Source organism: Campylobacter sp. CNRCH_2013_0855, from assembly GCF_025773025.1.
Lineage (GTDB): Bacteria > Campylobacterota > Campylobacteria > Campylobacterales > Campylobacteraceae > Campylobacter_D > Campylobacter_D jejuni_C.
Map to the genome: position 1 here is coordinate 1 of NZ_JAKMTE010000015.1, position 22,768 is coordinate 22,768.

At 29.8% G+C, this 22,768-nt stretch carries 23 protein-coding genes and 1 pseudogene; 13 read left to right on the forward strand and 11 right to left on the reverse strand.

Annotated features, from left to right (window positions below; translation table 11 throughout):
- From hemH to L8X40_RS07250, 3 genes are all read right to left on the reverse strand, one after another.
- A partial coding sequence (hemH, locus tag L8X40_RS07240) for a ferrochelatase (RefSeq protein ID WP_263667604.1) occupies window positions 1-894 on the reverse strand: 894 nt, incomplete at its 3' end.
- A 2-nt stretch (window positions 895-896) separates the two neighbouring features.
- A complete protein-coding gene (locus tag L8X40_RS07245) occupies window positions 897-1,754 on the reverse strand; it encodes a Gfo/Idh/MocA family protein (RefSeq protein WP_263667605.1) in 858 nt (285 codons plus the stop codon).
- On the reverse strand, window positions 1,751-2,827 hold the full coding sequence (locus tag L8X40_RS07250; RefSeq protein WP_263667611.1) for a DegT/DnrJ/EryC1/StrS family aminotransferase: 1,077 nt from the start codon (window positions 2,825-2,827) through the stop codon (window positions 1,751-1,753). The genes L8X40_RS07245 and L8X40_RS07250 overlap by 4 nt, the downstream gene beginning before the upstream one ends.
- 108 nt (window positions 2,828-2,935) lie before the next feature.
- On the opposite strand from L8X40_RS07250, the gene alaS reads away from it, so the two are divergent.
- The 6 genes from alaS to L8X40_RS07280 all read left to right on the forward strand — a co-directional run bounded on the left by alaS (window position 2,936) and on the right by L8X40_RS07280 (window position 11,469).
- Window positions 2,936-5,473: an alanine--tRNA ligase gene (gene alaS / locus L8X40_RS07255; protein ID WP_263667606.1), complete on the forward strand. Its 2,538-nt coding sequence runs from the start codon at window positions 2,936-2,938 to the stop codon at window positions 5,471-5,473.
- Entirely contained in the window at window positions 5,473-6,015 is a 543-nt protein-coding gene (gene maf, locus L8X40_RS07260) for a septum formation inhibitor Maf (protein ID WP_133318684.1), read from the forward strand. The genes alaS and maf overlap by 1 nt, the downstream gene beginning before the upstream one ends.
- Window positions 6,015-7,946, forward strand: a complete 1,932-nt coding sequence (locus L8X40_RS07265; RefSeq protein WP_263667612.1) for a PBP1A family penicillin-binding protein — start codon at window positions 6,015-6,017, stop codon at window positions 7,944-7,946. Before maf ends, L8X40_RS07265 begins: the two co-directional genes overlap by 1 nt.
- A gap of 84 nt (window positions 7,947-8,030) precedes the next feature.
- Entirely contained in the window at window positions 8,031-8,924 is an 894-nt protein-coding gene (gene msrP / locus L8X40_RS07270; RefSeq protein WP_263667607.1) for a protein-methionine-sulfoxide reductase catalytic subunit MsrP, read from the forward strand.
- Window positions 8,924-9,484, forward strand: a complete 561-nt coding sequence (locus L8X40_RS07275) for a sulfite oxidase heme-binding subunit YedZ (RefSeq protein ID WP_263667608.1) — start codon at window positions 8,924-8,926, stop codon at window positions 9,482-9,484. Before msrP ends, L8X40_RS07275 begins: the two co-directional genes overlap by 1 nt.
- Before the next feature lie 89 nt (window positions 9,485-9,573).
- On the forward strand, window positions 9,574-11,469 hold the full coding sequence (locus L8X40_RS07280; protein ID WP_263667609.1) for an NAD(P)/FAD-dependent oxidoreductase: 1,896 nt from the start codon (window positions 9,574-9,576) through the stop codon (window positions 11,467-11,469).
- 34 nt (window positions 11,470-11,503) lie between these two features.
- Here the strand turns inward: L8X40_RS07280 and L8X40_RS07285 are convergent, their stop codons facing one another.
- From L8X40_RS07285 to L8X40_RS07300, 4 genes are all read right to left on the reverse strand, one after another.
- Complete coding sequence (locus L8X40_RS07285; RefSeq protein ID WP_204507002.1) at window positions 11,504-12,028, reverse strand: DUF2165 family protein; 525 nt, start codon at window positions 12,026-12,028, stop codon at window positions 11,504-11,506.
- A 68-nt stretch (window positions 12,029-12,096) separates the two neighbouring features.
- Window positions 12,097-14,217, reverse strand: coding sequence for a heavy metal translocating P-type ATPase (locus L8X40_RS07290; RefSeq protein WP_263667610.1), 2,121 nt, complete (start codon window positions 14,215-14,217; stop codon window positions 12,097-12,099).
- Complete coding sequence (locus L8X40_RS07295) at window positions 14,207-14,398, reverse strand: heavy-metal-associated domain-containing protein (RefSeq protein ID WP_087700737.1); 192 nt, start codon at window positions 14,396-14,398, stop codon at window positions 14,207-14,209. The genes L8X40_RS07290 and L8X40_RS07295 overlap by 11 nt, the downstream gene beginning before the upstream one ends.
- A complete protein-coding gene (locus L8X40_RS07300; protein WP_087700736.1) occupies window positions 14,399-14,944 on the reverse strand; it encodes a GNAT family N-acetyltransferase in 546 nt (181 codons plus the stop codon).
- A gap of 80 nt (window positions 14,945-15,024) precedes the next feature.
- Here L8X40_RS07300 and L8X40_RS07305 point away from each other — a divergent pair, with 80 nt between their 5' ends.
- The 7 genes from L8X40_RS07305 (at window position 15,025) to L8X40_RS07335 (ending at window position 19,957) form a co-directional block, all read left to right on the forward strand.
- Window positions 15,025-15,732, forward strand: a complete 708-nt coding sequence (locus L8X40_RS07305; RefSeq protein WP_214100684.1) for a YebC/PmpR family DNA-binding transcriptional regulator — start codon at window positions 15,025-15,027, stop codon at window positions 15,730-15,732.
- 10 nt (window positions 15,733-15,742) lie between these two features.
- Window positions 15,743-16,225: a peptidylprolyl isomerase gene (locus L8X40_RS07310; protein WP_087700734.1), complete on the forward strand. Its 483-nt coding sequence runs from the start codon at window positions 15,743-15,745 to the stop codon at window positions 16,223-16,225.
- Window positions 16,226-16,273: 48 nt separating this feature from the next.
- Entirely contained in the window at window positions 16,274-16,702 is a 429-nt protein-coding gene (locus L8X40_RS07315) for a trehalose-6-phosphate synthase (RefSeq protein WP_087700733.1), read from the forward strand.
- 49 nt (window positions 16,703-16,751) lie between these two features.
- A complete protein-coding gene (locus L8X40_RS07320) occupies window positions 16,752-17,363 on the forward strand; it encodes a DedA family protein (RefSeq protein WP_214136229.1) in 612 nt (203 codons plus the stop codon).
- Complete coding sequence (locus L8X40_RS07325) at window positions 17,350-18,603, forward strand: DUF2920 family protein (protein ID WP_261529637.1); 1,254 nt, start codon at window positions 17,350-17,352, stop codon at window positions 18,601-18,603. Before L8X40_RS07320 ends, L8X40_RS07325 begins: the two co-directional genes overlap by 14 nt.
- A 62-nt stretch (window positions 18,604-18,665) precedes the next feature.
- Window positions 18,666-19,442, forward strand: a complete 777-nt coding sequence (locus L8X40_RS07330; protein WP_214100686.1) for a threonine/serine exporter family protein — start codon at window positions 18,666-18,668, stop codon at window positions 19,440-19,442.
- On the forward strand, window positions 19,439-19,957 hold the full coding sequence (locus L8X40_RS07335; protein ID WP_039628611.1) for a threonine/serine exporter family protein: 519 nt from the start codon (window positions 19,439-19,441) through the stop codon (window positions 19,955-19,957). The genes L8X40_RS07330 and L8X40_RS07335 overlap by 4 nt, the downstream gene beginning before the upstream one ends.
- Here L8X40_RS07335 and argS read toward each other — a convergent pair.
- The 4 genes and pseudogenes from argS to L8X40_RS07355 form a co-directional block, all read right to left on the reverse strand.
- Complete coding sequence (argS, locus tag L8X40_RS07340) at window positions 19,954-21,549, reverse strand: arginine--tRNA ligase (protein ID WP_214100687.1); 1,596 nt, start codon at window positions 21,547-21,549, stop codon at window positions 19,954-19,956. The two genes, L8X40_RS07335 and argS, sit on opposite strands and share 4 nt — an antisense overlap.
- A gap of 9 nt (window positions 21,550-21,558) precedes the next feature.
- On the reverse strand, window positions 21,559-21,798 hold the full coding sequence (locus tag L8X40_RS07345; RefSeq protein ID WP_039618758.1) for a twin-arginine translocase TatA/TatE family subunit: 240 nt from the start codon (window positions 21,796-21,798) through the stop codon (window positions 21,559-21,561).
- A 1-nt stretch (window position 21,799) separates the two neighbouring features.
- Window positions 21,800-22,414, reverse strand: a complete 615-nt coding sequence (gene gmk / locus L8X40_RS07350; RefSeq protein WP_087700150.1) for a guanylate kinase — start codon at window positions 22,412-22,414, stop codon at window positions 21,800-21,802.
- Window positions 22,411-22,768: pseudogene (locus tag L8X40_RS07355) on the reverse strand (highly acidic protein); the annotation flags it as partial. The gene gmk and the pseudogene L8X40_RS07355, both read right to left, overlap by 4 nt.

Here is a 22,768-nt window from a genome sequence, read left to right on the forward strand (position 1 = left end):
AAAACTATTAACAAACTCTATAAATTCATCACTATCATTAGGGCAAGCAATAAGCTCATAATCACTTTTTGCTAAGTGCCTATACTCTACTCCAAGCTCAAAAATAGTTTCAGAGCAATCTATACAAAAAGATATAGGATAAATCAAAGCTTTTTGTTCTAAACTTTCTAAAATATCGCTTGTGTTAGGCTCAAGCCATTTTACTGGGCCTAATTTTGATTGATAGGATAAAATGATTTGATCAAATTCATTTTTAAGTTTTTCTTTTAAGATACCCACATGCTCTTGCACATGTTTTTCATACAAATCACCTTTTTTAATCACTGAAAGTGGTAAAGAATGCGCAGAAAAAATCAAAGTTTTATAATCATACTCTTTCTTTTTTTCTAAAATATGTTTTATAATCATTTCATTATAAAGCTCATCTTTATAAAAAACATCAATGATTTTTACATTAGCTTGATTTTGGATATTTCTTAGCTCATTTTGCACTACTTCTAAAGAACTAGTTACAGTGGTTTTAGAATGATGAGGATACAAAGGAAATAAAATAATTTCATCATTTTTTTGAAAATCATATTTTGAAAAAACTTCATTTGCAAAGGGTGGTACATAAAGACTAATAAAATCAAAGTTATATTCCCTAGTTTTAGAATTTAATTTATCGCATAAACTTTGTGTGATTTGAGTAAGCGGGGATTTCCCACCCATTTTTTCATAATTTTGCTTCATAGTTTTTAGTCTTGATTTTCTTATCATAAAGGCTACAAATTTTCTTAAGAAAACATTTTTTATCCCTAAAATATAAGGATCATTAAACATATTTTTTAAAAAAACTTCACATTCTTCAAGTTTATTAACCCCGCCCATATTTAAAAAAAATACATATTTCACTATCAAACACCTTCTAAAATTTCTTGTACTCTCAAAGCATCTTCAATGCTAGCTAAATTTTCACAAACTCCATTTTGTAAAAGCTCAAAAAAGGCCTCATGCTCAGCATACAAAGGAGAATTTTCATATAAATTTGGAATTTTTTGCATATTGATGAAAAGTTCAAAATTTTTAAGATCAAGTTCATAAGTATGTTTTTTACCTAAAAGTGTGATCTTTCTTATAATGCATTGTCCATTCCAACTATCATGAATATTTGCTAAAATATTTTCTAATTTTAAACTTATCATTACCTCATCTTCAAATTTATCATGATGAAAACTTTTATAAATATTTGCTTTTAAAATTTGCTCTTGACTTAAAAATCTAACTAAGTCAATATCATGCACACTAAGATCACTTAAAACACCCACATCGTTTATTCTTTGTGGATAAGGTGAAATTCTTTGTATATTAATACTTATAATCTCATCTTCTAAAAGTTTTTCTTTTAAAGTTAAAATAACAGGATTAAATCTCTCGCAAAAGCCCACCCCTACTCTGACTTTATTTTCTCTAGCTTTTTGCTCTAAAATTAAAATTTCATCAATATTTAACGCCAAAGGCTTTTCTATCAAAACATTTTTTATTTTAGGAAAAACTTTTAAAGCTATGTCTAAATGCGTATGAGTAGGCGTAGCAATGATAACACCATCAAGATTTTGCGCTAAAAAATTATCAAAATTTTTATGCAAAAAATGTTTAAATTTATCTTTACAAAAAGGATCATAAAGATGAATTTCTTTTACTTTTAAATTACGCTCGAGTTCTCTTAAATGGTTTTTACCCATTTTACCAAGGCCTATAAGCCCTATTTTCATTTAAAAGCCTCTATCACTCTAGCTTGGTGCTCTTCTTTTAAAAACGCACTCATAGGTAAGGATAAAATTTCATCACTTAATAGCTCTGTATTTGGCAAATCACCCTTTTCGTAAGCAAGATAATCAAAAGCTTCTTGCAAATGAAGCCCTAAAGGATAATGCACCGCAGTAGGTATGCCTTGCTCTTGTAATTTTTGCATGAAATTTTCTCTATTCTTTACACGCACACTATATTGAGCCTGGGCACTCACAAAATCATCTTTTCTTGGTGGTAAAATACAATTTTTTAAATTTTCATCATAAACTTTTGCTATTGCTTCTCTTTTTTTAATCTCTTCATCTAAGTATTTTAATTTCACATTTAAAATAGCTGCTTGGATAGTATCAAGCCTTCCATTGATACCGATATATTTATGCTTATATCTTTGTATTTGCCCATGATTTAAATAAATTTTTATTTTTTGTGCTAATTCATCATCTTGAGTAAAAATTGCTCCACCATCTCCATAAGCACCTAAAGGCTTAGACGGAAAAAAGCTTGTACAAGATATATCAGCTATAGCACATGATTTTATGCCTTTTTGATTGGCTCCAAAACTTTGCGCACTATCTTCTATCAAAGCAATGTTTTGACTTTTACAAAGCTCTTTTAGAGCAAACATATCAGGCATAAGTCCAAAAATACTCACAGCAATTACAGCCTTAGTTTTAGGTGTGATAGCACTTTGAACTTTTTCTAAACTAAGATTATAATCTTTAAAATCAATATCTACAAAAACAGGCTTAGCACCGATTAGAGCAACCATTTCAGCTGTAGCTATAAAGGTAAAACTTGGCACTATTACCTCATCATCCCTACCCACACCCAAAGCCATTAAAGCTAAAAATAACGCACTTGTGCCACTTGAACAGCCTATTGCATGTTTAATACCTACATATTTAGCTAAATTGTTTTCAAATTCTTCTAATTTTACACCACCTATAAAAGAGGTGCTTTGTAAAACTTCACTAATAGCCTCATCAATTTCATTTTTATAAGCATTATATTGAGCATTTAAGTCTATAAAAGGAATTTTCATTGTATTACCTTAGTAAATTTAAAATCATGATTATAAGATAGTTTTACTTAATTTAAAGTATTTTTGGTATTATTTTAAGCAAAAAACTAGCTAGGAAAATCTATGGATATAAGAAAAGAATATTTAGAATTTTTTAAGTCAAAAGGACACGAAATCACTCCTTCAAGCCCTTTAGTGCCTGATGATGCAACTTTACTTTTTACTAATGCAGGTATGGTGCCTTTTAAAAGTATATTTACCGGAGAAGTACCACGCCCTAATCCTCCGCGTAAAACAAGTTGTCAAACTTGTATAAGAGCCGGCGGAAAACATAATGACTTAGACAATGTAGGCTACACAGCAAGACATCATACTTTCTTTGAAATGCTTGGAAATTTTAGTTTTGGAGATTATTTTAAAGAACAAGCCATTGCTTATGCTTGGGAGTTTGTAACTGAAGTTTTAAAACTACCTAAAGAAAGACTATATGTAACCGTTCATGAAAGTGATGATGAAGCATATGAACTTTGGCAAAAACATATAGAAAAAGAAAGAATTTATAAATTTGGCGATAAAGATAATTTTTGGCAAATGGGCGATACTGGACCATGCGGGCCTTGTAGTGAAATTTTTTATGATCAAGGTGCTGAGCATTTTAATTCTAGTGAAGATTATATGGGTGGTGATGGAGATAGGTTCTTAGAAATTTGGAACCTCGTTTTCATGCAGTATGAAAGAAGTGCTGATGGCACGCTTACTCCATTGCCAAAACCTAGTATTGATACAGGTATGGGACTTGAAAGAGTTAGCGCTATAAAAGAAGGAAAATTTAGCAATTTTGATAGTTCTTTGTTTATGCCTATTATTGAGAGTATTGCAAAACTTTGTGGCAAAACTTATACCTATGAAAGTGGTGCTAGTTATAGAGTGATCGCTGATCATATTAGATCAAGTGTATTTTTACTTGCTCAAGGAGTTGGCTTTGATAAAGAAGGTAGGGGTTATGTTTTAAGAAGAATTATGCGCCGTGCCTTAAGACATGGATATTTATTAGGTCTTAAAAGAGCTTTTATGTATGAGCTTGTAGATGTAGTTTGTGAGTTAATGGGTGGACATTATACTTACTTAAATGAAAAAAAAGAATTTATCAAAGAGCAGATTAAACTAGAAGAAGAAAGATTTTTAAGCACTATCGAAAATGGCATAGAAATTTTTAACGAAGAACTTAAAAAAACTAAAGATATTTTTAGTGGTGAAGTAGCTTTTAAACTTTATGATACTTATGGTTTTCCACTTGATTTAACCCAAGATATGTTAAGAGAGAAAAATCTTAGTGTAGATGAGGCTAAATTTAATGAGCTTATGCAAGAACAAAAAGATAGAGCCAAAGCTTCTTGGAAAGGAAGTGGAGATAAAGCAGTTAGCGGAGACTTTAAAGTTTTATTAGAAAAATTTGACAAAAATACTTTTAGTGGTTATGAAAATTATGAAGAAAAAACTAAAATCATGGCTATTTTAGATGAAAATTTTAAAATCATAACCGAAGCTAAGGCAGGAGATATAGCATGGTTAATGCTTGAAAAAACTCCATTTTATGCAACAAGTGGAGGGCAAAGCGCTGATATAGGTTTTATCAATGAAAATGAGGTTTTAGATACACAAAAATTCTTTGATATTAATCTTAGTCAAGTGAAATTAAAACAAGATCTTAAAACAAATGATGAAGTGTTAGCTTGCATAGATACTAAAAAAAGAGAACAAATCGCAAGACATCATAGTGCGACACATTTATTACACCATGCTTTAAGAGAAATTCTTGGCTCACACATTAGCCAAGCAGGCTCTTTAGTAGAACATAATAAATTAAGATTTGATTTTACTCATCCAAAAGCTCTAAATAAAGAAGAATTAAAGCAAATAGAAGCTTTAGTAAATACTTACATCATGCAAGCAAACGAAGCTAAAATTGAAATTTTAGCTTTAGATGAAGCTAAAAAAAGTGGTGCCATAGCTTTATTTAGTGAAAAATATCAAGAAAAAGTAAGAGTTTTAACCCTAGGAGCTAGTAAGGAGCTTTGTGGTGGCACTCATGTGAAAAATAGCTCTGAAATAGGAAGTTTTTATATCATCAAAGAAAGCGGTGTTAGTGCTGGAGTAAGAAGGATAGAAGCAGTGGTAAGCAAAGCCGCACTTGATTATGTTAATGAAAATTTAAAAGAGCTAAACCAAGCCAAAGAAGAGTTAAAAACTCATGATATTTTAAGCTATGTGGCAAAATTAAAAAATGAAATAGCTAGTTTAAAAAATGAATTAAAAAATTCAAGCAAAGCAGAATTAAACTCTAAAGAACTAAATGACATTCAATATTGTGTACAAAAAATAGATAGTGGCGATATAAAAACCATGATAGATGAGTTTAAAAATAAATTTAACAAAGCTGTGATTTTACTTTTACAAGAAAAAGAAGGCAAAATCATCATCGCAGCAGGTGTTAAAGACACTTCATTAAAAGCTGGTGTTTTGGTAAAAGAAATTGCGCAAATACTTGGTGGAAACGGTGGCGGTAGGGATGATTTTGCAACAGCTGGCGGTAAAGATACAAGCAAAATAGAACAAGCACTTGATCATGCTAAAAAAATCATAGAAGAAAGTCTTGCTTAATGCTTTATTTAGCTTCAAGTTCACCTTCACGCGTTGCTTTATTAAAAGAAGCAAATATCGCTTTTGAGCAAATTATTATCGATTATGATGAGAGCTTGGTAAAAAAAGACAATCCAAGCTCTTATGTGCAGAAAATTGTTTTAGAAAAAGAAAGGCAGTTTTTTGCAAAATACCCTGATTTTAAAAATGTTTTATTTGCTGATAGTATAGTTTGCGCTCAAAATATCATTCTTACTAAAGCTAAAAGCGATAATGAGGCTTTTAATATGCTCAATTTGCAAAGTGGCAAAAGCATTAGCGTTTTAAGCGCGATGATTTTAGTTTTAGAAGATAAAAAGATTTTTAATCTTAGCAAGTGTGATTTGATTTTGGATAAATTTGATTTAAAAGATATGCAAGAATACATTGATTCAAAACTTTATCAAGGTAAAGCCGGAGCTGTGATGTGCGAGGGGTTTCATAAAAAATACATTAAAAAAATCATAGGCCATCAAAGTACAGCACTAGGGCTTAATATAGAACTTTTGAAAGCATTTTTATGATAAAAATTTTAAAAATATTTCTTTCTTTTTGTATAGTGTGTGCGGTTGGAGTTTTTATATTTATTGCATATTTGTTTTCTGATTCTGATTTAAATCAATACACTTTTAAAGATTATAAACCACCTCTTACAACACAAATTTTTGATAAAAATGGAAAATTAGTTGCCAATGTTTTCGAGCAACACCGCTTTTATGCCCCTTATGAAGAACTCCCACCAAGACTTATAGAAGCTTTAGTAGCCATTGAAGATACTAGCTTTTTTGAACATGGTGGGGTTAATATAGATGCGATTTTTAGAGCAGCTATTAAAATCATAAGAAGTGGTGGAAAAACTATGGAAGGAGCTTCCACCCTTACACAACAATTTATAAAAAACACAGAATTAACCCCAGAGCGTACTTTAAGCAGAAAGCTAAAAGAAGCTTTGCTTGCATATAAGATAGAAAATACTTTAACTAAAGAGCAAATTTTAGAAAGATATTTAAATTTCATCTTCTTTGGACATGGATATTATGGAGTAAAAACTGCTGCACTTGGATATTTTAGAAAAAATTTAGATGAGCTTAGTTTAAAAGAAATTGCCATTTTAGTAGGTATGCCAAAGGCTCCAAGTACTTATGATCCTACTAGACATTTAGATCTTTCTTTAGCTAGAGCAAACAGCGTAGTGCAAAGAATGTATAATCTTGGTTGGATTTCTAAAGAAGAGTATGAAAATGCTTTAAAAGAAATTCCAAAAGTATATGATGATACTTTAACACAAAATGCAGCTCCTTATGTTACTCAAGAAGTTTTAAAACAACTAAGCGGAATTAAAGACTTAAAAAGTGGTGGCTATAAAATAGAACTTGCCATTGATCTTGATGTGCAAAATATTGCAAGAGAGGCTTTAAAATTTGGCTATGATGAAATAGTTAAAAGAGATAAAGATGCAAATTTAAGCACACTTAATGGAGCTATGATAGTAGCAAATCATCAAAATGGAGACATTTTAGCCTTAGTTGGCGGAGTAAATTACGCAAAAAGTAATTTTAACCGTGCTACTCAAAGTTTAAGACAGCCTGGAAGTTCTTTTAAGCCTTTCTTATACCAAATTGCCATTGATATGGGCTATTCTCCTATGAGTAAGGTTGCTGATATTTCAAGAATCTTTGAAAGCACCAAAAAAGATGAACAAGACTGGAAACCTAAAAATTATGGTGGAAAATTTCTAGGGCTTATAAGCTTAAAAGAAGCACTAACTGGCTCAAGAAACCTAGCTACTATAAATTTAGCTCTTGCTTTGGGGCTTGATGTGATCCATGATAAACTTCAATTTATGGGCTTTAAAAATATACCGGTTGATTTATCTATAGTCTTAGGTAGCTTTGGGATTTCTATTTATGATTATGCTAAACTTTATACAGTATTTGGAAATTATGGGGTGCAAAAAGATTTAATACTCATTAAAAGAGTAATCGATAAAAATGACAAAATAGTGGTAGAATTTAACTCTGGAGAAAGAAAAATCAGCGAACCTGAACAAGCTTTTTTAGTTAATGATATGATGCAAAATGTTGTTAAAAAAGGAACTGGGCGCAATGCTAGAGTGGAAGGGATTGAAATAGCTGGAAAAACTGGCACTTCAAATAAAAGCGTTGATGCATGGTTTTGCGGATTAACTCCTGAGATAGAAGCTATCATTTGGTATGGAAATGATGATAATAAACCTATGAAACAAGTAGAAGGTGGCGCAAGAACTGCTGCTCCAGTTTTTAAAGAATTTTTAACAAAATACTTAGAACTTTATCCTGATAGTGCTAGAAAATTTACCATTCCAAAAGGAGTTTATCAAGGAATTTATGAAAAACAAAGAGAGTATTACACCAATGCCTCTCCATTTCCAAAAAACAACCCTGCTCTATCTGAAAATAATGAGGTAATTTTTTAAAAATATTTTTTATAAAATAATAAAAATTATCCTTTTATTTTCCTTTATATGTTTTAATATCACAAAATATATAAAGGACTTTTCATGAATATCACAAACGAACAATTATATAATAAAAGACGCCATTTTTTAAAACTAGGTGCTGGAGCTTTGGTTAGTTCAGCCTTAGTCCAATCTGAATTAATGGCATTAAATTTCTTTCCTGATCCTAACAATGAAAAATTAAAACTTAGCGATGAAAAAATTGCAACTAATTATGTTAATTTTTATGAATTTTCTACTGATAAAAAAAGAGCTGTAGAACTTGCAAAAAATTTCAACACAAAGGACTGGAAAATAGAAGTTAGTGGGGAAGTTGAAGAGCCTTTGACTTTAACTATGCAAGATTTATTAGCCTTTCCTTTAGAAGAGAGAATTTATAGATTTCGTTGTGTTGAAACTTGGTCTATGGTGGTGCCTTGGGTTGGTTTTGAATTGCGTGCTTTAATAGAAAAATGTAAAGTAAAAAGTGAGGCTAAATTTATAAAATTTACCACTCTTTTTGATAAAAATCAATTTGCTGATCAAGCTTCATTTTTCCCAACTCTTGATTATCCTTATGTAGAGGGTTTAAGATTAGATGAGGCTATGCACCCATTAACGCTTATGGCTGTAGGAATGTATAAAAAGCCTTTATTAGGACAAAATGGAGCGCCGATTCGCCTTGTAGTTCCATGGAAATATGGTTTTAAAAGTATCAAATCTATTGTAAAAATAGAATTTACTAAAGAACAACCTAAAACCACATGGGAGCTAGCAAACCCTAGAGAATATGGTTTTTATGCTAATGTTAATCCAAATGTTTCTCATCCAAGATGGTCTCAAGCAAATGAGCGTCCTTTGGGAGATTTTTTCACTAAACCTACGCAAATGTTCAATGGTTATCAAAAAGAAGTAGCGCATTTGTATAAAGATATGGATTTAAAGGTTAATTTTTAATGAGCAAAAAAGTTTATAATATCGGTGGATTTTTAGCCTTTGCTTTAAGTATTGTTTTTAGTATTTATCAAATCTTGCAAGAATTTGATATTGTAAAATCTGTGTATTTTTATAGTGGTATATTTGGCTTAATCTTTTTTGGATTAAGCCTATTTTTTTCACTTTTAAAGTATAAATACACAAAAGATTACCCTAAATTTTTAGGTTTTTATGCTTTTTTTTGGGCTTTGATTCACTTTTTTAATTATTTTGCTTTTAGTAAAAATTTAGATTTAATACTTTTTTTCAAAGATACTTTTAGTAAAAATTTAGAACTTAGTGGTTTTATAAGCTTTTTCATACTCTCGCTTATGTTTATAAGCTCTTTTAAACTTTTTAAAAAATTAAGCAAAATAAGAAAACTTGGATATTTTTGTTTTTTGCTAGTAGCTTGGCATTATTTTTTATCTGCAAAAGTACCACAACTTCCACATTTTTTAGTTTTAAGTCTTGCAGCGACCTTTTTGCTTTCTAAACTATATAAAAATTATAAAAAGAGAAAAAGAGTAACTTTTTTATAAAAATTTTTGTATTTATAAAATACTTTAAGAATAAAAATATAAATATACTCTTAAAATAAGAGCTAATATATCTTATTTTAAGGACAATCATGCAAAGAAGAGACTTTTTAAATGGAATGGCTTTAACTATACTTGCAGGAATGACTCCTTTGCAGGTATTATACGGTAAAGAAGCCAAAATCGAAGATTTCACTAAAGAATACTACCCGCCAAAGTGGCTTGGATTAAGGGGTAGTAATAATGCAAGTTATGAATTTGCACATATGTTAAGAGATGGTGAAAAATTTAATTTTAGTGTTATTAAACCTAAACAAGAATACGACTTAGTTGTTGTTGGAGCAGGTATTAGTGGTTTAGCCGCAGCTTGTTTTTATCAAAACAAATTTGGAAAAGATAAAAAAATTCTTATTCTTGATAATCACGATGACTTTGGCGGACATGCTAGAAGAAATGAAATAGAACTAGAAGATGGCACTATTTTAAGTTATGGTGGTAGTGAAACATTTCAATCGCCAAAGGCATTATATTCTAAAGAAGTAGTAGATTTACTATCATCTTTGGGTGTGGATATTGATGAGCTTGCTAAACGTTTTGATGTAAATTTTTATCCTGATTTAAAACTTAGCAGAGGTGTGTATTTTTCTAAGGCTGAATTTGGAGTAGACAAAGTTGTAAATGGTAATCCTAGAAAAGTAATTTGTGATGATATTCCTGAAGAAAAAAGCAATGGAAGAAGCATTGAGGCTTTTATAGGTGATTTTCCTCTTAATGAAAAAGATAAAAAAGATTTAATTGCTTTATTTAAAAGCGAAAAAGACTATTTAAAAGGTTTAACAAAAGAGCAAAGGGATAAGTATGTAGCAAAAACAAGCTATAAAAAATTCTTAGAGGAAAAGGTTAAACTTTCATCACAAGCTATAAAATTTTTTGAAGGTATGACAGATGACTTTTTGGCTTTAGGTATTGATGCTGTTTCTTGCGAAGACGCTAGAATTTCTTTCCTACCTGGTTTTGATAAACTTGGACTTGATCCAATTGAAGGGGAAGCACTAGCTGAAATGGAAGAACCATATATCCACCACTGTGCTGATGGCAACGCTACTGTTGCTAGATTAATGGTTAGAAGATTAATTCCTGATGTATCTAAAAAAGGTAAAGATATGGATGAAATTACCTTAGCTCATTTTGATTATTCTAAACTTGATCTTGCTAAAAATAAAGTACGTTTAAGATTAAACAGCACTGTTATAAATGTAGAAAATACAAAAGATGGAGCTTTAGTAACTTATGTTAATAAAGGCAAAAATTATAGAGTAAAAGCTAAAAAAGTTGTAATGGCAAATTATAACAGCATGATTCCATATATAATACCAAGCATGCCACAAGATCAAAAAGATGCTTTAAGTAAAAATGTAAAAACCTCTCTTTTGCATACTAAAGTTATCATAAGCAACTGGGAACCATTTATAAAACTTGGAGTTCATGAAATTTATTCACCAAAAATGCCTTATGCTAGAACTAAACTTGATTATCCTGTGGATATGGGAGGATATCACCACCCAAGAGATCCTAAAAAGCCTATTTGTGTTCACATGGTTTGCTCTCCTTTGGCTTTTGCAAACATCCAAGGGATTGATCTTGATGGAATGGATGCAAGGGATAGAGCTAGAGTAGGCAGAAATTTATTATTTACTATGAGTTTTGAAGAGCATGAGAAAATTATTCGCGATCAACTTCAAGGCATGTTAGGCTCGGCTGGATTTGACCATGAAAGAGACATTAAGGCCATAGTTGTAAATCGTTGGGGACATTGTTATTCATATACAGAAAACAGTCTTTTTGATGATAGTGAAGAAGCACAAAAAACTATAGAACTTGCAAGAAAACCTTTTGGTAATATTGTTATAGCAAATTCAGATTCTGATTGGTCAGCTTACATGCATTCAGCAATCGATCAAGCTTACCGTGCTGTTAATGAATTATAACACCAAACTCCTACAAAAAAGGAGTTTGATAAAATTAATCATCGTTTTTGATACTAATATAAATTAAAGCTAAAAGCATATAAGTTACTAATCTAGTAGCATCAGGCAAACCATTCCATGTTTTACTCATCCACATACCAAACCACTCTGCAGCTACCACTTGAAAACCAAAAAACCAAAGTAAACAACAACAAGTTAGAGCAATAATTCCAAATTTTTTAGCTTCATGAAAAGTTTTTGCATCTAAATTTCTTGCTTTAAACATATCTAAAGCACCTTTTAAAGCAGTTAACATAATAAAAGCTTCAAAACAGATAATAAAAATATAAGCAATATGATGAATAGTAGAATTTGTAATAGCCCTATAAACAATAGCATTACCTAAATAATCAGGTTTGGTGTCCATACTCATAACATGTTTTACAAACTGAAAATTTGAATTATAATCAGTTATATTACCAAAAACAACAATAGCTGCTAAAGAGGCAACTGTAAGCAAGATAATCATTTTAGAATATCTTATTACATTCATCATAGAAAAACCGCAATTGCAATTCATTATGATACTCCTTTTTTGTTAAATTTATATTAATATAATACAACAAATATTAAATAAAACTGAAATATCTAACGCAATCTTAAAGAATTTAATACAACTGTTACCGAACTAAAACACATTGCTAAAGCTGCCAAATGTGGACTAAGACTTATAAATGGCACAATACCTGCTGCAATAGGAATACATAAAGCATTGTAAATAAAAGCCCAAAATAGATTAAGTTTGATGATATTTTTAGTTCTTTGAGAAAGCTCAAAACAATAAGCTATTAAAGATAAATCATCTTTTATTAAAATCAAATCTCCGCTTTTTTTAGCAAGCTCACTTGCTTTAGAAAAACTAATGCTTGCGCTAGCTAAATTTAAAGCAGGAGCATCGTTAATACCATCTCCTATAAAAAGCACTTTTTCTTTTTTGATTTTTTCTTTTATGAAATCAAGTTTTTGCTCAGGTTTTAAGTCAAAATAACATTCATCAATATTGAGCTCATTTGCTATTTTAGCAACACTTTTTTTATTATCGCCACTTAAAATAATACTTTTTACACCTTTTTGTTTTAAATTTGCTATCAAATCTTTAGCCTCGTTTTTGAGCTCATTTTTCAAACAAACTCCACCAAGACAAATTTTATTTTTTGCAAAATATAAACATATAGGTGCTTGATCTTCAAATTCTTGCAAAAATTGCTTACTTTTTTGCATATCAACACCATTTTCAAACATTAATTTCTCATTGCCTATTAAATATTTATCTTCATTTTCCTCATAAAGCAAACCACTCCCCACCAAAACACTTAATTTTCCCTGCAAATTTAAATTTACATTTAATTCTTTAGTAAATGCCTTTGCAATAGGGTGTGAGCTTAAATTTTCAATTTGGGTGAGTTTTTGAAAATCTTCTTGAGTAAGATTATGCTTATAAACACTTAAGTCATCTTGGCTTAAAGTGCCTGTTTTATCAAAAATAGCAAGTTTTATACTAGCTAAATTCTCTAATACCGCTGGATTTTTTACTAAGATAAAATTTCTTGCACCATTTGCTAAAGCACTCACTATGGCTATAGGAGTTGCTAAGCCCAAAGCACAAGGACAAGAGATTAAAAGCGTGGCACAAGCATGCAAAAATGCTGCATTAATTCCTTCTTTAACATACCAAAAAGCAAACACAAAAAGCGATAAAATTATAATACAAGCTACAAAATAAGCTGAAATTTTATTCGCTAAATTTGCTAAAGGTGTTTTGACATTACCTGCTTTAAAAACAAGATCTTTGATTTGCTCTAATGAGCTTTCAATCGCCTTTTTATTAGCTTTAATCTTTAAACTTCCATTAATCAACACAGTTCCTGCTAAAATCTCATCATCTTGCTTTTTCAAAAGTGGTAAAAACTCTCCTGTTAAAAAACTCACATCAACTTCAGCTTCACCTGCTATAATCACCCCATCAGCAACAACGCTTTCACCCTCTTTTACTAAAACCACATCATTTTCTTTTACAAAAGCACTAGGTATGCTTTTTATACTTCCATCTTCTAAAATTATATTGGCTTTTTTAATATCTATATTTTTTAATTTGTTTTGGTATTCTAAGGATTTAAATTTAGCCTTTTCTTCTAAGTATTTACCTAATAAAACAAAGCTTATAATCATCGCTCCACCACTAAAATACAAATAACCATCTTTGTTAAACACTTCAAAATATACAAAAAAAGAATATACAAAAGAAGTAAAAGCACCTAAGGATATCAAGGTATTCATATCTAAATTTTTATACTTTAATCCCTTAAGAGCATGGATGAAAAAACCTTTTCCACAATAAAAAATTACTATCATAGATAAAAACATTTGAATTAAAGCAGAAACATTTCCTTGAACAAACATTTCAAAATACATCACAATAGAGCTTAAGATTATACTCATAATAAGCTTTGTTTTCATATTTTTAAGCTCTTGGAGTTTAAACTCATATAAATTTTGCTCTTCTTGCAATATCTCAAAACCCAAAGCTTTGATTTTTTCTTTGATTTTTGTTTCCAAAGATAAATCTTTAAGCAAAAACGCCCCACTAGAATTGACATAAGAAACACTCACATCTTCTACCCCATCAATTTTTGCACAAACTTTTTCTATAGCATTAGAGCAATTAACACAAGTCATATTGCCTATTTTTAATTTTAACTCATACTTCATCTATCTCAAAACCTAATTCTTGTAATTGTTTTTTGAACTCTTCAACTTGCTCTGTTTTTAAATCAATCTCTATGCTTTTTGTTTCAACATTTATTTGCATGGTACCAAATTCATCTTCTAATGAAGCCTTGATTAAATTTACACAACTTTGACAATTGATATTTTTAGTTTTTATAATCATTTATTCTCCTTTTTCTCTGTATTCATATTTATGAGAATGAAAAATTTTATTTTTTATAAATTTAAAACCCATTTTTTCATAAAGCATTTTCGCATTTATATTTTCATCTTCTACGATTAATGAAAGCTTTTTATCATTTTTCAAAGCTTCGTTGAAGGCATATTCAATCAATTTCTTAGCAATACCTTTCCCTCTTGCTTTTTCATCCACGCAAATACTATCTAAGTAAAACTCATTTTCACATTCTTTTAAAACTTTTTCATTAATCCCCAAAAACTCTAAATGCTCATTTAAAGGCTTATCTAACTCATCTGCCAAAGCCCCATCATAAAAACAAATCGCACCTAAAATTTCATCATCTTCTTCATAAACACATATATTTTCATAACTTAAACGATTGTTTTCTTGAGTGAAGAAATTTTCTAAAACCTCTATAGCTTTTTGATGATCATTATAACCACTAAGTTTATAAATAAAATGATCCATTGCTAAAGCAAGTAATTGTATACATTTTCTAACATCATCTTTTCTAGATTTTCTGATCACTCTTTTACTCCTTTAAAATCAAATTTAGACTTCTTAGTTTATACTTTTAACTTTAAAACAATATAAGAAAGAGAGATTTTATGGGAAGAGCGTTTGAATATCGCAGAGCCTCTAAAGAAGCAAGATGGGATAAAATGAGCAAACTTTTTCCAAAACTTGCAAAGGCTATACAAGTGGCAGCAAAAGAAGGCGGAGCTGATCCTGATATGAATCCAAAGCTTCGTAGCGCCATAGCTACTGCAAAAGCTAATAATATGCCAAAAGACAATATCGATGCAGCCATTAAAAGAGCAAGCGGAAAAGATAGTGCTGATATTAAAAATATCCACTATGAAGGAAAAGCAGCACATGGAGCTTTAATCATTGTTGAGTGCATGAGTGATAATCCTACACGCACGGTGGCTAATGTAAAAGCGATTTTTAGCAAAAATGGCGGTGAAATTTTACAAAATGGCTCTTTAACTTTTATGTTTTCACACAAAGCTGTCTTTCATCTTGAAAAATATGATGGAGATTTAGAAGAACTTGAACTTGAACTCATTGATGCAGGACTTGAAGAACTTGAGCAAAATGAAGAAGAATTACTAATTATAGGTGATTATACTGCCTTTGGTGAGCTTAGCAATGCTATAGAAAAAAAAGGCTTAGTGCTTAAAAAAGCAGGACTTGAATATCTTGCTAACAATCCTGTAAGCTTTAATGAAGAACAACTTCTTGATATTGAAAAATTACTTGATAAATTAGAAGATGATGATGATGTGCAAGCAGTTTATACTAATATAGAATAGGAGCAAAAAAATGCTTAAAAAAATCGACACAAAAGATGCAAAAAAATACAATTTTGCTATCATTAGCACCGAAAAAGGTGATATGAAATTAGAATTATTTCCCGATGAAACACCACAAACTGTATGTAATTTTGCTAACTTAGCTAATGATGGTTTTTATGATGAGCTTGTTTTTCACCGTGTGATTCCAAATTTTGTAATACAAGGTGGTTGTCCTTATGGTATAGGTTCAGGTGGTCCTGGTTATGAGATAGAGTGTGAATGTGACGATCAAAAACACAAGCACTTAAGAGGTAGCTTATCTATGGCTCATGCTGGTAGAGATACAGGTGGATCGCAATTTTTCATTTGCCACAGTCCACAGCCTCATTTAGATGGAGTACATACTATCTTTGGACAAATCAATCCTGAAGATAAAGAAAGTTTAGAAGTATTAGATAGTATTAGAGCAGGAGATAAAATCAAAACTATCCAAATTTTAGAAAAACTTTAATTTTACATCTCCTTAAAATTGTGCTATGATTTTTTAAGGAGATTAACTATGCATTTTATTTTTATTTGTATTCATCTTATTTGTGCTGTATTTTTTATAGCTTATGTATTTTTTGATGTATGTGTTTATCACTTTGCTTATAAACACGAAAGTAAAGAAGATTGTGATAAAATTAAAAAAGCCTATACCAAATCAAGTATTTTTATTTTTGCTAGTATTTTTATCTTACTTTTGCTGAGTGGATTTTATCTTTTGAGTTTTTATGAAATTAACTCTTTTTGGGATTTTTTTGCAAGTAATTTTGGCAGATTTTTATTTATCAAACTTTTATTATTAATAACAATGCTAGTTTTGACTTTTTACTCTTTATTTTTTATAAAAGTTTTAAAAAGAAAAGACCCTTTAAAATCTCACTTGATTGCATTGATTTTATGTATTTTAATAGTCATTTGCGCAAAAGCGATGCTATATTTTTAAAACATTAAAACTAAACTTATATCATTAGCTTAAAAAATAAAGGTTATTTATGCTTGGTGATATTGTAGATTTTTTACTCACTCTTGCAAAAGATTGGGGTTATTGGGGGATTATCTTTCTTATGTTTATAGAGAGTTCCTTTTTTCCTTTTCCTAGCGAAGTAGTGATGATACCTGCTGGATATTTAGCTCATCAAAACGAGCTTAACTTTTGGTTATGTTTACTTTGTGGGACTTTTGGAGCTCTTTTAGGAGCTTTATTAAATTATTATTTATGTTATTTTTTAGGACGGGAAGTTCTTTTAAAAATATGCAAATATTTTGGAGTTAATGAAACAAAATTTGCTCAATTTGAAGCCTTTTTTAATAAACATGGCGAAATATCCACCTTTAGTGGTAGATTAATCCCTGGTTTACGTCAATACATTTCTTTACCTGCTGGACTCGCAAGAATGAATTTGAAAAAATTTATGTTTTATACCAGCTTAGGAGCAGGAATTTGGTGTTTAATCTTACTTGTATTAGGTTATATTTTAGGTAAAAATGAAGATTTAATCAAAGAATATTTACATTTTGTTATTATAGCTTGTATTGTTTTTACTGCTATGATTGTAGCTATTTATATCTATATCCAAAAAAGGAAAAACCATGCTTCAAACTAAATTTTTTCAAATTCCATCTTTTGATGATATAGAGCTTAACATACAAAGACAATCTTTATTAGATTTTAGAATTGATTATGATGATGAAAAAGAAATCGAAGCTATTGTATTTCTTTTACCTGGTCTAGGTAGTGATATCAATGATACATACCAAAATAAGCTTATTTATAGAGTTTTAGAAAATCATAATGTAATATGCGTAAGTGTAAATTATTTTTGTATACAATGTAGGCCACAAAATGGTGCTAAATTAATACTGGATAGCTTTGATCAAAACATTATCACTACTATTTGTAATACTTACAATATAAATATTACTAATAAATATTTTCAAACATACAAAGATGTTTTTAGCTTTTTAGATTTAGAAATTGAAAAATTAAAAACAAATAACAAACTATCAAAAGACAATCTTGTTGATATTTCTGTAACTTGTGAACCACCAAATGGAGAATATCAAAATTTTGGTATTATGCAAGCACTAGATTGTCTACAAGTATTATCTTATATCAAAACAAATCACAATCTCTTTAATTATATGAGGGGGGGGGATATCTCAACACTTCCAATTGTTCTTATTGGAAGCTCTCACGGCGGATATGTCTCACATCTAATGGCAAAATTAATGCCATGGGAAATTGATGGGGTTATAGATAATTCATCTTATGCTAAAGTTTTTCTGCCCCTAGTTGGTTTTACAAAAGAAATAGACTTTATAAAATATTTTGAAGCTTCTTTTATTGACCCCAAATATAAAAATTTAAAATTTAATGCTTTTACAAAAACGCATTTTACAAGTAATCCTAGCTCACCCTATTATTTTTCAAAAGCCTTTAGAAGAATACGTAACATTTTAGACGAAGAGCATTTACAAATTCAAGCACAATTTCCAAAAACCATTTATAGATCTTATCATAGTATGCAAGATTTGAGATTTGCTCCACCTGAAGATAAAATTCAACTTTACAAAACACTAAAAAAACTTGGTTTTGACGCTGACTTAACAATAATTGAAAAAGAAAGTCAAGTTGATGGAAAATTTATAAAAAATCTTGAACATGGTATGGGTATGTCCTTAAAAATGCTAATCAATAAAGAACTGCCAATAATATTAGAAAAAATCTCAAAGCAAAAGAAAAAAACAATAGTTAAAAAAATTACCTACCCAAGTGAAAATTTACTTTATACTTTTTCGAAAAACGAAAATGATTTTCCGCAGTTTTTTTTAGATTATCATTAATTTTATAATATTTTATATTTAAAATTTGATAAAATCCTATAAACTATTTCAAAGAAAATACTATGGAAAAACCATCAATTCAAAATTTAACGGATTTTTTAATCGAATATATTAGTGTTTTTTTAAGTGCTGGAACTTACACAGCAAGAGTGGCAAAGTGTGTTGGAAGAATAGCTAATGCATATGGTTATGAGATTAATATGAATTTTTTCTTTCACCATACCACACTAAATATTTTTGATAAAAATGATAATTCCATACAAAGAACCTATATCATACCTAATAAGCACAATCATATTAATTTTAAACTTATTTTAGAACTCAGTGCATTAAGCTGGCAAATTCATGATCATAAATACAACCTAGAAGAAGCTGAATTTTCTCTTTTAAAACTCAAACAAAGCAAAAGAAATCCTTTTTTAGCTAATTTATTTTTAGTTTCAGTAGCAAATTCAGCCTTTTGCAAGCTATTTGGAGGAGATTTTTACGGCTGTTTATTTGTATTTTTAGCTACTTTAGTAGGTTTTAGCTTAAGAGTTTTACTCACTAGAATAAAAATCGATTTAAGAATTCAATACATTATTTGTTCTTTTTTATCCTCACTTATTGTGTTTTTTGGAGTGGATTTAAAACTCGTGCAAGAAGCCAATGTTGCTTTGGGTTCTAGTATATTGTATTTAATTCCTGGGGTTTATTTTATAAACTCCGTTATAGACATTTTAAAAGATCATATACTTATGGGGCTTAGTCGTATTATAAGCGTAGTGATATTAGTGTGTTGTATTGCCATTGGAATTTATACTACTCTTGGTATTAATGATTTTGGGATTTTAAGATGATTGATTATTCTTCTATACTTTGGGATATGTTTTTTGCGGCTTTAACAGGATTTGGCTTTGCTTATGTGTGTAATCCACCCTTTAAAACACTCATACTCTCAGCCATACTAGCCGCTATAGCTCATGGCATGCGCTTTACTTTAATGGGATATTTTGGTTTTCAAACCTTAGCTATTGCAACCTTTATAGCTTCTTTTAGCATAGGTTGTCTTGGATTATTTTTGGCCAAAATTTTTAAAACGCCTGCTGAAATTATAGCTTTTCCTGCTCTCATTCCTATGATACCTGGAATTTATGCCTATAAAGCAATTTTATATCTTATTTCATTTATACGCTCAGAAGATATCAACGAAAAAACTAATTTCTTAATTCAATTTTTTGATCATTTTTTCACAACACTTTCAGTAACACTAGCCTTAGCAGTAGGAGTAAGCGTAACCTTGCTTTTGTTTTTTGAACAAAGCTTTATGATGACAAGAAGTATCAAAAAAAGCAAAAATCACGATCAAAATTAATCGTGATTCATTTTATTTTTTGCTTCTATTCCCATAAGTGCAAAAGCTGTTTTAATGCTCAAAGCACATATAGCAAAAAGTTTTAAAAGCTCATCTTCATTGCTTGAGCCAACAACTTTATTTTCATTATAAAATTTATGAAATAAAGAAGCTAAATTTTTTAAATAATCAGGAATTTTTTGCAAGGCTCTTGACTCAAATGCATCATTAAGTACTGCTTTTAAATTTAAGCTTTCAAATAAAAGATTCATACCATCTTCATTTAAACTCTCAAATTTAGCATATATAACATCATTTACACTCTTACCTGCCTTGGCAAATACTTGATGAATTCTCGCATGAGCATAATTAATATAATACACAGGATTAGAGCTATCTTCTTTTTTAAACTCATCTACATCAAACTCCAAATGTGTATCGCATTTTTTACTAATAAAAATATATCTTAGCACATCACTACCAAGTTCTTCTAAAACATCACCCATTAAAATGAAATTTCCTGCTCTTTTGCTCATCTTATAAGGCTCGCCATTTTTTAACAATGAAACCATTTGTGCTAAGATAATTTCAAGATTTTGACTATCATGACCCAAAAATTCCATAGCAGCTTTCATTCTAGCAATATAGCCGTGATGATCAGCCCCCCATATATTGATACACTTATCATAACTGCGGCTCATTTTATCTTTATGATAAACTATATCAGCAGCCAGATAAGTTCCTTTTCCATCATCCTTAATAATCACACGATCTTTTTCATCACCTTTAGCACTTGATGCAAGCCATATTTTACCATCTTGCTCATAAGTACCACCATGTTCTTTTAAGGCTTTTAAAGTATTTTCTAATTCACTATAATAGCTTGTTTCACTCACATAAGTATCAATAAATATCTTAGCATCGGCTAAATTTTGCTTAATAATTTTTAGCATTTTATCCTTAGCCCAAAGTGCTAATTGCGGAATATTTCCTTCTATAAAAAAATCTTTTTCAAATTCAGCAAAAGCCTCTTTTGCTACATCTATGATATATTCACCTTTATAATACTCATCAGGATATTGAACTTGCTCTTTTAAGCAATGTTCTTTTACTGCAAGCAATATAGAAAGACCTAAAAGATAAATTTGATTACCCGCATCATTAACATAATATTCTGTATCAAATTTGTATCCTAAATGTCTAGCAACCCTAGTTAAAGTATCACCAAAAATAGCCCCTCTAGCATGCCCTATGTGTAAAGGTCCTGTTGGATTTGCACTAACATATTCAAGTAAAAAACTCTGCTCTTTTTTCTCATCTTTTGCAAAATTTTCACTATCGCTTAAAGCTTGTGTAGCTAAAGAATTTAAAAAAGCTCTTGAAAGCTTAAAATTTACATAACCATTTAAAGCTTCTACACTTTCAAAACATTCACAATCTTTTAACTTAGCAACAACATCATTAGCAATTATCATGGGATTTTGCTTTAATTCTTTAGCCAAAGAAAAAGCTAAAGGTGTAGCAAAATGAGCTAGATTTTTATTCTTAGGATTTTCTAAGATAAAATCTCTTCCTAATTTTTCTTTAATTTTTTTATAAACTAAAGTTTTCAATGTTTTACCTTAAGCTTTTTTTACTTCTTCATTGTTTTCTTTTACAAGCACATCTTTTTCATTAATTTTTTCAATTTTTTGTGCATCTTCTTGAACGATTTTTTTATCATCTTCTGTGTTCATTTCATCTTTAAAAGTTTTAATACCTTTTCCTAGACCTTTGGCAAGCTCTGGAATTTTTTTTGCACCAAAAAGTAACACTACTATAAGTAATATAATCAACCATTGGGTTCCACTTGGCATATGCATTTTATTCTCCTTTATTCCATTGAATTTGAATTTGTTTTAAATCATGTTTTGTACTTTTTAATTTTGAAGCTTCAAAAACCGCTTCTAACTCTCTATAGCTTTTTTCAAGATCATCATTTATGATTAAAAAATCATACCGATCCAAATAAGCCATTTCATCACTAGCATTTTCTAATCTTTTGCTAATATCTTCTATTTTATCAGTATTTCGCTTAAGCAATCTTTTTTCAAGTTCTTTTTTATTTTTGGTTGTAATAAAAACAGAAGTAATATATTCAGGCATTTTTTCTTTAGCTATACAAAAACCTTGCACATCGATATCAAAAACAACACTTTTACCCTCTTGCAATGCTTTTTTTACAGGGATTAATGAGGTGCCATAATAATTTTTATGCACCAAAGCCCACTCTAAAAAATTGCCTTTTTCTATACCTTGTTTAAATTCTTCTTCACTGATAAAAAAATAATCTACTCCATTTTTTTCATTTTCCCTAGGAGCTCTTGTTGTGCTTGAAATAGAAAAATAAATATTATCTTTTTCTTTAAAAAGCCTTTGAAGCAAGGTGCTCTTACCTGCTCCACTTGGCCCTGAGATGATTAAAATTTGACCACTCAATGTTTATCCTCATCAAAGCTTATATTAATGTTTATATTCATTTTCATGCCTTTTAAGGCTGCTTTTAAAGTATCATCAGTAATACTTGAAGTAATAGTTTGAGCTATGCTTTTACTAAGTTCATTTACCATTTCATCTTCTTGTAAATTTTCTACTTTTTCTTCAGTATTTACCTTGCTCTCTTCTTTCTTTTCTACAATAACTGGAGCAAGCTCTTCACCTAAAGCTAACATAATATCATTTTCATTTAAATTTGCAAACTCATCTTGTGTATCATCTAAAATTGCGCCCATATTTTCCTCTATATTTTCCTCTATATTTTCCTCTATATTTTCCTCTATATTTTCCTCTATA